Origin of the sequence: Marnyiella aurantia (genome assembly GCF_014041915.1) — a bacterium.
Classification (GTDB): domain Bacteria; phylum Bacteroidota; class Bacteroidia; order Flavobacteriales; family Weeksellaceae; genus Marnyiella; species Marnyiella aurantia.
Genome location: NZ_CP059472.1, coordinates 830,300 through 843,082, shown reverse-complemented (window position 1 = coordinate 843,082; position 12,783 = coordinate 830,300). Strand labels below are relative to the sequence as shown.

Genomic DNA, 12,783 nt, shown 5'->3' with positions numbered 1-12,783 from the left:
ACACAAACACACACACACACACACGCACACACACAGCGCCGCACACACCGACTCCGTAGGAGTCGAACGTGCATATCTTCGAACACCGTTCGGGGAAACCGTGACGTAGGGAAACCGTGACGTAGGGAAACCGTTCGGGAACACCGTTGGCAACTCTGGGTTGTGGTAGGGAAACCGTTCCGGCGCGCTGGACCCACCGTCCGCTGCGGGAGTCACACGCCACCCGCACCACCCACACCGAACTCCGTAGGAGTTCAATTATCAACCCAGAACCATTTGATGTCATCTTCGATTTCGGCGTCCTTCCACAAACGGTGAATTTCATCCTGGAAACTTTCGTTTCTGTGGTGGGTCTGCTGGTTTTTAATGTAGTTAATCAACATGTCTTTCTCCCTGATGGAGTAGGTGAACGCGCAATACTTAATGCCCCACCCGCGAAAATCCGGGAAAAGACCGGATTGTTTCATCCATTTCGAGGAAGCTACTTTAATATCTTTCACCAGATCCGCCAGGGCGACGGAGGGATGCAGGTCAAAAAGGATGTGCACGTGTTCTTCCATGCCGTTAATGCGGTATAGAACGCAGTTTTTGTTTTTAAGAATACCCCAGATGTAACGGTACAGTTCCGGGGCCTGGCTTAACGGAATTGTTTTACCGCTTGCTTTAGTACGGAAAACGAGGTGATACAGAATTCGGGTGTATGCCATGGCAAAAATTTCTGCTTATTGTGATGGAACAACCTTAAGGGACGCTATCGATACAGAACAAGCTTGTCAAGGTTTAAAACCTTGACAAGGTTAAACGCCGTGATCTGCTGGAGGAGTTTCTGAAGGTTCGCCACATTGCGCGCGTACTTCTGAGTGTGATGCCATCTTGTTGTGTTTTAGGTTGTTGAGAAGTAAATGTAGAAATTATTTTGGGAATGGCTGAGGTTTTTTTTTGTTGGTTGGGAAAAAAAAACTCCGAAGTGGGGAGACTTCGGAGGGATGTGTTTTGGTAAGCTTAAAGTTGGGAGGGTTTGCGGAGCTGGGGTATTTGTAAAGGCAGACTTATTAGCCAAACTTTTTCTGCCCGCAAACACAAATCTAATTTGAAGTTTCAAGCCTGCTTGTAAAATATCATTTTACAGTAGATTTTATAAGCCAATTTCTTGTCTTAATTCCTCAATATTTTGATCTGATAACCAAATCAAAAATCCTTTATCTACGATATTTAGCTTGAGATTACTATTATCGTAGTCTATAATAATTGGTATGGTATTCTTTTTTACCTGAAGGGAGGCAATTGACTTTAAAGCCTGCGTCAAATTTCCAGGATTTAGGTCTTGTTTTCTAGGATGTTCTGCTTGCAGTAATGTGTTAATTTCACTTCTTTTTAGACCTTTTTCTAACCTATCAATATCTGCTTTTAAAATTGCATACATTATCCATTTGTGCATTTCTAGTTCAGTAGATTGAAAACCCTCTGAAATATTAGTAATCAAATTATTGTATCTACCAGAATGTTGGGAAATTACTTTTGAAATTATTGCATCTAAATTTCCGCAATTAATTTCTATTTTTTCTTCGCATTGTTCTCGTACTCCATTTTCTATGCATAATTCATAACACACTTCTTGTACAATGTAAACATTATTTAAACTCTTTTCAATTAAACTCTTTTTATAGATTTCTGCGATTTCGATATTTAGCAGATCACAGCCAATTTGCATTAATAACATTAAATTTTCATCAGTCCACTCATCCGCATTAACAGATTTTATTCTTCCAGATAAATCTCCGTTCAAAGCGATAAGTCTATTTTCTTCTAACCACACACCAACTATAATAAATGTTATGTCCGAATTTTCATGAAAAGCTTTAAGTTCTATAGCAAAATCAACTTGTGTTTCGTCTTTTAAATAATGGAAATCTTCAATAACTATATACTTATCGAATTTCATGCTTTTTAACGCCTTAATTACGTCATTAACATCTTCAGGATCTAATTCTAAAGGTTTGTATTCTTTTGCATTTCCTTTTTCGCCTTCTGCTTCAGTTTCAAAATTCGCTTTCCCGAATAAGTCCCATCCAAATCCAACTTTAACTTTAGCCTTACCATTTATAGTTTTGGTTTCAGAAACTTGTACTGTAAATCCTGCTTGCTTTAAGATATTGACATTTAGACTATATAAGTCCATTCTGTGATCACAATGCACAGTAATATACTCATTGTCTTCAAGATTCTTCTTCCGCAGACAAGTTTTTCCTTGTTTTGAGCTTCCAAATATGACAATATGGTGTCCTCTGTTTAAGGAATCTGTAAACACAGTATCTGCTTCCCTTTGAACATAATTTAAAGGAACTTCTCTCTGAATACCAAAAACGTCTTTAGTCAAAAAATTATCCATACTCTTGTATTAAAATTACCGCTAACTTCTATATAAATCATATTATAATGCCAATAAATTTGTTGCGTTGTATTGATCCATGAATCTAATATTTGTTACCAACCAAATATATGCAAGTTTCGATAATTATGACTCACGAAGATTCGCTAAATAATTGGAACCACGAAAAATAAAAAATTAAAATGCTCCTAGACCAACTCAAAACCTCCCCCGAAACCATCAACTTTAAAGAAGTGCTTGCCTACATTGACCAGCATTACACCTTCAGCCCAACAAAATTTACCAACGCTAATGCGCTGAATGAAGCGGGTGAAAATAACGGTTCGTGCAAGATTTTCAGTTTTGCAAAACTTAAAGGGCTGAACGAAGAGGAAACGCTGGCGCTGTTCGGGGATTTCTACCGGACGGGTGTGCTTCAAAATCCTGAGGGTACAGACCACCGGAACATCCGCAACTTTATGCTATCCGGCTGGGAGGGAATTGCTTTTGAAGGTGAGGCATTGAAAAAAAGAGACTAGATGCCACATGTGATAGCAAGAAATCTTGCAATTGTCTGAAGGGTTGTCGCAGTAATATCGGGATGAAGCGCAGAGTAGTCCTGAAAGTTTCCGGTAAACTGGTGAACACCTGGTGATGGAAAGACGTAATGTTTCTAATGAGGTAAAATCTTTATTTATACTTTAAACCACCGATGATCCGGTGGTTTTCTTACTTTCTGAATTTCTTCTTCTTTTTCCAGGGTGCGTTTTTCCTGATGTCGCCGGCCATAATACAGCCGTAGGGCATCACTTCGTCTATGACTTCGCAAAGACCAAATTCTTCAATCTGAGACCGTACAGCGGCGGCACTTTTGTAGGCGCTGGGCAGCTCGGAAATATCGATGTCTTTGGTGAAGAAACGAACATCCAGACCTTTGGTTTCCTCATGGAAAATTTCCTCAGTCGTTTTGTGCGCCAGTGACTTCTTATGCTGGGTGCGGCTGAAGTTCCGTCCCGCTCCGTGCGGTGCGAAGCCCAGGTTACGGCTGTTGGTTTTGCCCTGAACAATAAGTACGGGTTCGGCCATGTTCAGCGGTATAAGGCGTGGCCCGGTAACGTCCGGCATAAAGCGGTCCTCCAGTGGCGTGGCACCTTTTGCATGGTAGAAAGTATCGCCGTCCCGGAACACGAAGTTGTGCTCGTTCCAGTATCGGTCCTGCGCCTGCACGCCAAGCTTCTCCATGGTGGCGCCGTGAATGTTTTCATGGTTTTCCTTGGTCCATTTGCGGATCAGCTGCAAAGCTTCCCAGTATTCCTGACCTTCGTCCGTTTCAAATGGGATCCAGGCGTTTTCGCGCAGGGTGGCCGGTGAAAGTTCATCGCGGAAACGGTTGGCCACCTTCATACCTTTATCGTAAAGCCGGGCCCCGGGTCCGCGGGAACCGTGGTGGGTGATAAGTATGGTGTTCCCTGTCTTCTTTGATGTTCCTACGAAAAGGAAATGGTTTCCGTCGCCCTGGGTACCCATATGCGAGCGCGCCGCACTGATGAGTTGTTCGTCTTTCAGGAAATCATTCTGCCTGAAAGCTTCCAGCAATTCCATTGAAACGGGCATCTCTGTGGAACGGTCGCGGCCGCCTGGTCCGAAATGGGTAATGGAATGGGCGGCGTCCAGTACTTTTTTAGGATCGGCATTACCCAGATCGGTAAGCATCACGGAACAGCAGATGTCGGCACTGTGAAATCCGGGGTGTATCGCTTTATGCGCAGCTACCACTCCGCCCACGGGAATATTTCCGTCGGGACCTGTGGGGCAGGCGTCGGGCATCAGGGCGCCGGCAATTAGGGTTGGCGTTTTCAGCAACGTCTTCATGGTCTGCACCACCTTCGCTACATTGTCGGCTTCATTCTCATTTTCGGCCCTTATGTTTACGGCGAAATCCAGTGATTCCTGTAACGGCAGAGGTTCGGGTGAATTATATTGTGCTAAGTATTTTATCATTTCTGAATGTTCAAGTTGGTTATCATTAATATGGTCCAAAGCTTCCGCAAACCATTTTTTCGGCCTGTAGCCTAAGTCGATCAATTCCTTTCCTGTTATTTTCATAGGTTTATTTTATAGTGCAAAGTAATACTCCTGCTGCGCAGTCATTTTGCGCACTTAAAAAATTTTTCTATTTTTATTACTGTCAATGCGAAAAGCAGGCTCAAAAAAACTCACAGGCTATGGCTTCAAACAAAAATGCGCTGATACGCTATAAAACCCTGGACCGCTGTCTCCGGAACACGTACCGGAAGTACACTTTGGAAGATCTGATGGAAGAATGTTCTGAAGCCCTTTTTGAATATGAAGGAAAGGAATCTTTTGTAAGCAGACGAACCGTTCAGCTGGACCTTCAGAATATGCGGAGTTCCAGGTTTGGTTACGAAGCACCAATTGAAGTGTTCGACAGGAAATATTACCGCTACAGCGACCCGGATTACAGTATTCATAAGATTGAGGTAAACAGCAGCGACCTGTTGGCCATGAACAATGCCATACAGATCCTGAAGCAGTTCAAGGACTTCTCCATGTTTAAGGACATGGACGGGGTGATACAGAAGCTTGAGGATTCGGTACATTCCGCGGGTCAGAAGTCGGTGATTCATCTGGACAAGAACGAGCAGCTAACAGGTCTGGAATTTATAGATCCGCTTTATCAGGCCATCATCAACGGGCAGGCGCTCAGGATTCTCTATCAGAGTTTTAAGGCCCGGGATGCTACCTATCTCACTGTGCATCCGCAACTTCTGAAAGAGTATAACAACCGCTGGTTCCTGATCTGCTGGCATAAAAACAGGATGTTCAACCTGGCGCTGGACCGCATAAAAGAGGTAGAGACCGACCTTAAGACCGAATATGAATATAAAGACTTTGACGCCGACAGCTATTTTGCCGATGTGGTAGGGGTAACCGTTTTGGAATCGCAGCGCCCTCAGGAGGTCGTTTTTAAAGTAGATCACAGCAATGCACCTTATATAAAGACTAAACCCATTCATCACAGTCAGCAGATTCTGTCTGAAGATAATGATGGCATAACCTTCAGCATCAGAGTTCAGCTAAATCCGGAGTTGGAGCGTGTTATTTTAGGTATGGGCAGTTCGCTTACTGTAATTAGTCCGGCCAGCCTGCGCACCAGGATTTTAGAGAATCTAAAGACGGCGGTGGGTAACTATGGGGAATAGTTACGAGCCCGGATGCAGCATTTCTGATTTAGAGGAAAGAAGAAAGAGAAAAGAATAAAGACACTTCGGCGGAGATTTTCTGCGGATTTCCTTGTGTTCCCTGTGAAGGACTTAGTGTACTTTGTGGTTAAGTGGGCCAAGAATCAACATGTGAGACTGCAGATTTTGGTAAAGATGAAAGAACAAAGAGAAAAGAATAAAGATATTGCGGCGTAGATTTTCTGGGGATTTCTTTGTGTTCCCTGTGAAAGACTTAGTGTACTTTGTGGTTAAGTAAGCCAAGAATCAACATGTCAGCCTGCAGATTTTGGTAAAGAGGAAAGAAGAAAGAGAAAAGAATAAAGATATTGCGGCGGAGATTTTCTGCAGATTTCCTTGTGTTCCCTGTGAAAGACTTAGTGTACATTGTGGTTAAGTGAGCCCAGAATCAACTGTCAGACTGCAGATTTTGGTAAAGAGGAAAGAACAAAGAGAAAAGAATAAAGATATTGCGGCGGAGATTTTCTGCGGATTTCCTTGTGTTCCCTGTGAAAGACTTAGTGTACTTTGTGGTTAAGTGAGCCAAGAATCAAGAGCTAGGAGCCAATATATAAGATATCAGATGGGAGATTGAAACAAAGAGGAAAGAACAATGAGTCAGATTTTAGTTAGATTTCAGACTAACAATTTTTTATGTACCAATTTACCAGCGTAGCAATTTACGATCCCTATTAACCCAATCATGTTCCAGTATCTATTCTAATTTTTTTTGGCGCACATCTTGTAAAGCTATCCTCAACAAAAAATCACTATTATGAATCCAGTACTGTTAAGAAGAATCCTGATGTGGGTTGCACCGTTGGCCATTGGTTATTTCATGAAGAAATATGAAGCCAGACAATCCAAGAAAAGCGCGCAAAAAGCTGGAGCCAGATAGCTTCAAATAATTTAAATCATTAACCGGACGAAATTAAGTCCGGTTTTTTTTTATTCAATAAGGGTGTTTTACCTTATATACTCTTCATGCTCCTTTATAATTTTACAAGGTAAAAGCGTTTCAAGAATAACCCTTAAACCTATAGCCATGCCTCAAAATCCATTAGAAACCAGAATTAAGGCGATCCAGAAAAAGCTCGCTGTAAGTCTAACCGGTACTTATGATATGGAAACCTGTAATGCGCTGGAGAAAGTGCTGGGCTTACTGGTATCAGACCTTTCTCTTCCCGACAAAAAGAAAAATATACAGAAAGGCCTGGGATTTACGGGACGGGATATTGACGGTATCTTCGGTGTGAATACTACTACCCGGATAGAGCTGTTCCTGGACGAAAAAGTTCCGCCTTTGCCAAAAGGTGCCAGTATGGTCATTTCAAAAAGTTCGCTGCAGCTGGTTCTGGAAAGTGAAATCTCTTCCAAATCCATGTACAATTCCAAATATAAATTTCCCATCTGGCCTCATGGTGCCAGTGGCGTTACAATAGGCATTGGGTATGACATGGGTTACAGTACGAATGCGCAGTTCGAAAAGGATTGGCGTGCGCTGCTGGGAGATGCAAAATTTAACAAGCTCAAACCGGCTGTAGGTTTACACGGCGAGCGGGCACGTGCCGCACTTACCTCATCAGTAAAATCCGTTGAGATTCCTTACGACGATGCGCTGCAGGTGTTCTATGCGACTTCTGTTCCGGTTTACGCCCGGTCTACTGCCAAAGCTTATCCCGGGGTGGAACTTCTGCCACCCGATGCTCAGGGTGCTTTGCTTTCTCTGGTTTATAACCGCGGCGCCAGCCTGGAGGGACCAAGGCGTTCCGAAATGAAGAAGATTGCGGTTTGGGTGAAAGTAAAAAACCTTTCCAAAATAGGAGCTGAAATCCGTGCGATGAAACGTTTGTGGGCCGGAGATCCAAAGATGAAAGGCCTGCTTACGCGCAGGGACAGAGAAGCTGCTTTAGTAGAAAACGCGCGCTATTTCCTGAAACCCGATGAGTATATTTTTGCGTAAATCTTTACTTTCTCCACGGGGTATCATGATTTAAATCTGCTGTAGCCATCCTTCTATTTTGAAGTTATTTGGTTAAATTTGGTAGATAACCAAAACAATTGACCATGAGCTTCCCTACAGATTTAGAAATTGCCCAGAATGCTGATATTCAGCACATCAGAAAAATAGCTGCCAAAATCGGAATTGCAGAAGACGACCTGGAGTATTACGGTAAGTACAAAGCCAAAATTCCACTGTCCTATATTGATGAACAAAAGGTGGCTCAATCCAAACTAATCCTTGTATCGGCAATAAACCCCACTCCGGCCGGCGAAGGAAAAACCACGGTATCTGTAGGTTTATGTGACGGTTTGAACAGAATCGGTAAAAAAGCTATAGCTGTTCTGCGTGAACCGTCCTTAGGTCCCGTTTTCGGAATAAAAGGAGGAGCGGCCGGTGGCGGTTATGCGCAGGTAATTCCAATGGTTGACATCAACCTGCATTTTACAGGCGATTTTTCGGCTATTGAAAAAGCGAACAATCTGCTGGCCGCACTTATCGATAATAATATTCAGAACAGGAAATTTTCACTCAATATCGATCCGCGTACCATTGTGTGGAAACGGGTAATGGATATGAACGACCGTGCCCTCCGGAATATTATCATAGGATTAGGCGGAACGGCAAGCGGAGTTCCCCGTGAAGATGGTTTCAATATCACACCGGCTTCTGAGGTCATGGCTATTCTTTGTATGAGCGAAAATTTCGAAGACCTAAAAACCAGGCTTGGAAATATTTTTATAGGCTATACTTTTGACAAAAAACCAGTGTATGCCAGAGACCTTAAGGCCGAAGCTGCCATGGCCATCCTGCTGCGTGACGCCATAAAGCCCAATCTGGTGCAGACGCTGGAGGGAAATCCCGCCATCCTGCACGGCGGACCTTTTGCCAATATTGCGCAGGGAACCAATACAATCATAGCGACAAAGACAGGCATGTCGCTGGCAGAGTATACCGTTACCGAAGCCGGATTCGGTGCCGACCTGGGTGCCGAGAAGTTCCTACATATAAAATGCCGTTCGGCCGGTTTCAAGCCTGCTGCTATGGTGATCGTGACAACAGTTCGTGCCATGCGCTATCATGGTGGTGCAAAAAAAGGCTTCTTCGAAAGTCCTGACCTGGCCTCGGTACAGTTGGGTATTGATAACCTGAAGAAACATGTTGAGAATTATATTAAACTTAACCTGAAGCCGGTGGTTGCGATAAATCATTTTGCCACAGATTCTCCCGAAGAAATAGCTTTTATTCAGGAGGAGTGCAGTAAGATAGGTGTAAAAGCTATTGTGGCCCATGAATTCACACAGGGTGGTGCCGGTATGACGGAACTCGCAGAGGAAGTCGTGAATGCAGCCGAAAACTACGGCAACGATTTCCAGATGCTGTACGAGGTTAATGAAAAGGTGGAAGTTAAGATTGATAGGATAGCTACGGAGATTTATGGCGCGGATGGTGTGGTGTATTCAACAAAAGCAAAGAATGACCTGAAAGTAATTTGTGACCTTGGGCTGGATCATCTGCCGATCTGTATGGCAAAGACCCAGAAATCACTGTCCGATAATGAAAGAAAGATCGGCCGGCCTGCGGGATTCAAGATTAACGTACGTGAATTTGAATTTGCGGCAGGGGCGGGCTTTATCATTCCGATTCTTGGAGATATGATGCGAATGCCGGGACTGCCAAATGTTCCTGCGTCAGAAGGTATGGATATAGATAAGTTCGGAAATATAACCGGCCTCAGCTAGATCTTTTCACGGTTCATAACGTACTGGCAGAATTAAATGTTTGTTTAAATAAATATGTGGTATAGTTAATTGAATATCAGTTTTTTAGATTTATAATACTATGTTGTGAGGAATATTCTCAGTAGTTTTGGCATACTTTTTACAAGATACCAGCCAACATAAAAAATCAACAACATTAAAATTTAAGATTATGAAGACGATTACAAAAGCAGTATTGGGATTTGGTATCCTTGCTTCCGGACTTACATTTGCGCAGGAAACAGAAAAATTTGATAATCCAGGCATGAAGAATATGATTAAGATTGGTGCAACTGTCGGAATCGCAGTCCCTCAGGAAAATGCATCCGCAGCAGTAGGACTGGATGTTGCCTATCAAAATCTGGTTACTCCGGGATTTGGACTGGGTGTAGCTACCGGTTATACACATTATTTCGGTAGAAGCAACGGAGGTATGGAAAACAATGATTTCGGTGTAGTACCGGTTGCAGGTCTTATCCGTATTTATCCAAAAGATACAGGTTTCTATTTCGGAACTGATCTTGGTTACGGATTTATAGTAGGTGATGAGGCTGTAGCCTCAAATGATATCACAAATACACAAAGACCGGATGGAGGCTTATACCTTAAGCCGGAAATCGGATACCACAATAATGACTGGAACTTCTCTTTACACTACCAAAAAGTATTTACGGGTGATAACGGTGAGATAGGCAGTCAGAAATTCAGTGCAGGATCTTTAGGTCTGGGTGTTTCTTACAATATTCCGTTGGGTCAATAATTTAAGCCCGCACATTTATAAGCCTTTTCAATTTTATTTGAAAAGGTTTTTTATTTATTTAAAACATTTTTATCTTTGATCAAATCACATACATATGGTCGCAAGCGCAAATTTTCCATTATACCTCCCAGGTATAAAGAGCAGCAATAATCAGGGTATCAGCATTCTGTCCGCCGATGTGCGGGAGAAGGAAACCGTGGTTGCACTGTACAGGACCGAAGGCGAAAAGGCTGTACATACCGCCGAAAAGACCTATCAGACGGTAGAATTCAATTCTTTCTCTGAAATCATCAACCTTTTTGTTCAGGAAAATCAGCTATCAGATATTAAAAGGCTTGCGGTGGGTGTGCCAGGACCTGTGATCAATAATCAGGGAATATCAGTGAGGCTACCTTGGATCCTGGATCATAATGAAATCTCCGAACGCACCGGAATCTCCCAGGTTTTCCTTATTAATGACCTGGAAGCTACTGCTTATGGTTTGGCTGATCTTTCGCCATCCTGCCTGATGAAAATATTTAAATCCGACGTACTTACCACAGGAAACGTGGCCATATTAGCACCGGGCAGCGGTTTGGGTGAAGCAGGACTGTTTTATGACGGAGAACGCCTGCGGCCGTTTGCTACGGAAGGAGGTCATTCCGAATTTTCGCCGAGGACCAATGTGGAGGTGGAATTCTATCAGTTCCTGAATAAAATTTATGGTATCGTAAGCTGGGAAAATGTGCTTTCCAGAAATGGGCTCTTTAATATATACCGTTTTCTGCGTGATGAGAAAAGGCATCCCCAGTCTGAGAAACTGCTGGCCAGACTTAGAACGGACAGCGATTTTGCTACCGTGCTGTACGAATCTGCAGTTGAGGACAACGAGCAGATCTCGCGAATTGCACTGAATACCTATCTGGAGTTCCTGGCCCGCGAAGCAAACAGCCTTGTCCTGAAGTTAAAAGCTACGGGCGGTCTGCTTATTGGTGGCGAACTTCCACTTCTGTTTAAGGATTATATTGATAAGGACAGACTTTACCAAAAGTTCATGATAAGTGATAAAATGGAAAGAGTAATGAAGGATATTCCTATTTATATGATACTGAGCGATAAAATGGTACTTACGGGTGGGGCCTACTATGCCGCATTTTCAACAGATTAAACACTTTTGTATTTAACATAATGATTAAACTTCAATCCAAGGGTTGAGGTTTTTTTGTTGGTTAATTATTGGAACAGCACCAAATGTTAAAAAACTTATAATTATAGAGCAGAATTGTTATATTTGTTTATTGATAAAAAAGAAAGAATGAGAAAATTATTTTTACTGACGTTATTATTGTTCAGCGTAATTGTATTGGCGCAAAGAAAAAAATCCAAAGGCGTACAGATTTCTAAAGTTCAGACTTCCGATATCCGCTGGTGGGGTTACAAGGTTGTGAAAAGTGAAGCAACTACCCATTCGGGTTTTGTAAAACTAAAAAGCGGAAAGTTTATTTTTGAAGATAAATTACTGACCGGCGGTGAGTTTACTCTTGATATGCGAAGCCTTACCAACACAGATCTAACAGGTGAAGATCAGGAAAAGCTGACCAATCATCTAAGAAGTTCCGATTTTTTTGATGTGAAAAAGCACCCTACAGCTAAATTTATTATCACGAAAATCCTTCCTTCTAAAAATACAGAGTATAACTACCTTGTATACGGTAACTTAACCCTGAAAGGAACGCGCAAAACGATTTCATTCCCTGCAAAGATCCGTACCAACGACCGTTTTGTTGAATTTGAGTCGGCTAAGTTTTCACTTAACCGTCAGGATTATAAAGCATTTTACAAATCGTCAATCCGCGACTACCTGATCAAGGATCAGATTGATGTTCAGATAAAGCTTACAGCTAATTAAGAAACATAGTAATATCAATTATTGGAGCAGAATTTCTGCTCCTTTTTTATTTTTGTGTATGGATCGCAGCAAACTTTATATTATAAGTGGTCTGGGTGCAGATTTCAAGGTACTGCAACGCCTGCAGTTTCCGGAGCATCTGGAAGTTGTCTTTCTGGACTGGCTCATACCGGTAAAGGATGAGCCGTTTGCAGATTATGTATGGAGAATGGCGGAGCGCATAGATGATTCCGAACCGTTTTACCTTCTGGGGTATTCATTTGGCGGCATACTTGTTCAGGAAATTGACAGGATAAAACCAGCAGAAAAAATCGTTATCCTTGGCAGCATTAAATCATCTGATGAGAAATCAAGGATTATCAGACTGGGAAAAATGACTCGGATACCTCAATATTTGCCTCAGCAGTTTTATAATGGTGGAACGATAAGGCTCTATTCTTACTTCCGAAAGATGTTTGACCGCAAAAATCCTAAAATCCTTCAATACTTTACGGTGCGGGACGCTTACTACCTGAAGTGGTGTGTGGCCAGGATCGTGGAATGGCAGGCACCCGCAAATCCCAAGGTTATCCAGATTCTGGGGGACAGTGACATTGTCTTTCCGGTTAAAAATTCGCGTCCGGATTATATTATCCGTGGCGGCACCCATCTCTTTCCGGCAACCAAACATAAAGAAGTTTCGCAGCTACTGGCAAAGATACTTACATAAAAATGCTCATTTCCGTTGGAAAATGAGCAAAAACACAAATGATGAAAAAAAGGT

At 42.6% G+C, this 12,783-nt stretch carries 12 protein-coding genes; 9 read left to right on the top strand and 3 right to left on the bottom strand.

Going from position 1 to position 12,783, the window contains the following annotated elements:
- Positions 1–254 precede the first annotated feature (254 nt).
- Together H1R16_RS03775 and H1R16_RS03770 are read right to left on the bottom strand one after the other, a co-directional pair.
- Entirely contained in the window at positions 255–707 is a 453-nt protein-coding gene (locus H1R16_RS03775) for a transposase (RefSeq protein WP_181887482.1), read from the bottom strand.
- A gap of 428 nt (positions 708–1,135) precedes the next feature.
- On the bottom strand, positions 1,136–2,389 hold the full coding sequence (locus tag H1R16_RS03770) for a hypothetical protein (RefSeq protein WP_181887481.1): 1,254 nt from the start codon (positions 2,387–2,389) through the stop codon (positions 1,136–1,138).
- Positions 2,390–2,571: 182 nt separating this feature from the next.
- On the opposite strand from H1R16_RS03770, the gene H1R16_RS03765 reads away from it, so the two are divergent.
- Entirely contained in the window at positions 2,572–2,907 is a 336-nt protein-coding gene (locus H1R16_RS03765; RefSeq protein WP_181887480.1) for a HopJ type III effector protein, read from the top strand.
- Positions 2,908–3,097: 190 nt separating this feature from the next.
- On the opposite strand, the gene H1R16_RS03760 is transcribed toward H1R16_RS03765, so the two are convergent.
- Positions 3,098–4,474 carry an RtcB family protein gene (locus H1R16_RS03760; protein WP_181887479.1) on the bottom strand — a complete coding sequence of 459 codons (1,377 nt, stop codon included), beginning with the start codon at positions 4,472–4,474 and terminating at the stop codon, positions 3,098–3,100.
- A 119-nt stretch (positions 4,475–4,593) separates the two neighbouring features.
- Between H1R16_RS03760 and H1R16_RS03755 the strand changes: the two genes are divergently transcribed.
- The 8 genes from H1R16_RS03755 (at position 4,594) to H1R16_RS03725 (ending at position 12,729) form a co-directional block, all read left to right on the top strand.
- Positions 4,594–5,592, top strand: a complete 999-nt coding sequence (locus tag H1R16_RS03755; protein WP_181887478.1) for a helix-turn-helix transcriptional regulator — start codon at positions 4,594–4,596, stop codon at positions 5,590–5,592.
- A 793-nt stretch (positions 5,593–6,385) separates the two neighbouring features.
- Positions 6,386–6,508 (top strand): hypothetical protein, encoded by a 123-nt coding sequence (locus H1R16_RS12285; RefSeq protein WP_259370314.1) that lies wholly within the window; start codon positions 6,386–6,388, stop codon positions 6,506–6,508.
- 147 nt (positions 6,509–6,655) lie between these two features.
- The gene (locus H1R16_RS03750; protein ID WP_181887477.1) at positions 6,656–7,573 is read left to right on the top strand and encodes a lysozyme family protein; all 918 of its coding nucleotides are present in this window, start codon (positions 6,656–6,658) and stop codon (positions 7,571–7,573) included.
- A 104-nt stretch (positions 7,574–7,677) separates the two neighbouring features.
- Positions 7,678–9,354, top strand: a complete 1,677-nt coding sequence (locus H1R16_RS03745; RefSeq protein ID WP_181887476.1) for a formate--tetrahydrofolate ligase — start codon at positions 7,678–7,680, stop codon at positions 9,352–9,354.
- 190 nt (positions 9,355–9,544) lie between these two features.
- Positions 9,545–10,132, top strand: a complete 588-nt coding sequence (locus H1R16_RS03740) for a hypothetical protein (RefSeq protein WP_181887475.1) — start codon at positions 9,545–9,547, stop codon at positions 10,130–10,132.
- Between the two features lie 94 nt (positions 10,133–10,226).
- On the top strand, positions 10,227–11,279 hold the full coding sequence (locus tag H1R16_RS03735) for a glucokinase (RefSeq protein WP_181887474.1): 1,053 nt from the start codon (positions 10,227–10,229) through the stop codon (positions 11,277–11,279).
- Positions 11,280–11,426: 147 nt separating this feature from the next.
- On the top strand, positions 11,427–12,020 hold the full coding sequence (locus H1R16_RS03730) for a YceI family protein (protein ID WP_181887473.1): 594 nt from the start codon (positions 11,427–11,429) through the stop codon (positions 12,018–12,020).
- Positions 12,021–12,078: 58 nt separating this feature from the next.
- Positions 12,079–12,729, top strand: a complete 651-nt coding sequence (locus H1R16_RS03725; protein ID WP_181887472.1) for an alpha/beta hydrolase family protein — start codon at positions 12,079–12,081, stop codon at positions 12,727–12,729.
- The last annotated feature ends 54 nt before the right edge of the window (positions 12,730–12,783 follow it).

What these genes read in the sequence shown, in the direction of transcription:
- H1R16_RS03775 (WP_181887482.1), bottom strand. Translation starts at nt 707, where the DNA reads ATGGCATACACCCGAATTCTGTATCACCTCGTTTTCCGTACTAAAGCA.
- H1R16_RS03770 (WP_181887481.1), bottom strand. Translation starts at nt 2,389, where the DNA reads ATGGATAATTTTTTGACTAAAGACGTTTTTGGTATTCAGAGAGAAGTT.
- H1R16_RS03765 (WP_181887480.1), top strand. Translation starts at nt 2,572, where the DNA reads ATGCTCCTAGACCAACTCAAAACCTCCCCCGAAACCATCAACTTTAAA.
- H1R16_RS03760 (WP_181887479.1), bottom strand. Translation starts at nt 4,474, where the DNA reads ATGAAAATAACAGGAAAGGAATTGATCGACTTAGGCTACAGGCCGAAA.
- H1R16_RS03755 (WP_181887478.1), top strand. Translation starts at nt 4,594, where the DNA reads ATGGCTTCAAACAAAAATGCGCTGATACGCTATAAAACCCTGGACCGC.
- H1R16_RS12285 (WP_259370314.1), top strand. Translation starts at nt 6,386, where the DNA reads ATGAATCCAGTACTGTTAAGAAGAATCCTGATGTGGGTTGCACCGTTG.
- H1R16_RS03750 (WP_181887477.1), top strand. Translation starts at nt 6,656, where the DNA reads ATGCCTCAAAATCCATTAGAAACCAGAATTAAGGCGATCCAGAAAAAG.
- H1R16_RS03745 (WP_181887476.1), top strand. Translation starts at nt 7,678, where the DNA reads ATGAGCTTCCCTACAGATTTAGAAATTGCCCAGAATGCTGATATTCAG.
- H1R16_RS03740 (WP_181887475.1), top strand. Translation starts at nt 9,545, where the DNA reads ATGAAGACGATTACAAAAGCAGTATTGGGATTTGGTATCCTTGCTTCC.
- H1R16_RS03735 (WP_181887474.1), top strand. Translation starts at nt 10,227, where the DNA reads ATGGTCGCAAGCGCAAATTTTCCATTATACCTCCCAGGTATAAAGAGC.
- H1R16_RS03730 (WP_181887473.1), top strand. Translation starts at nt 11,427, where the DNA reads ATGAGAAAATTATTTTTACTGACGTTATTATTGTTCAGCGTAATTGTA.
- H1R16_RS03725 (WP_181887472.1), top strand. Translation starts at nt 12,079, where the DNA reads ATGGATCGCAGCAAACTTTATATTATAAGTGGTCTGGGTGCAGATTTC.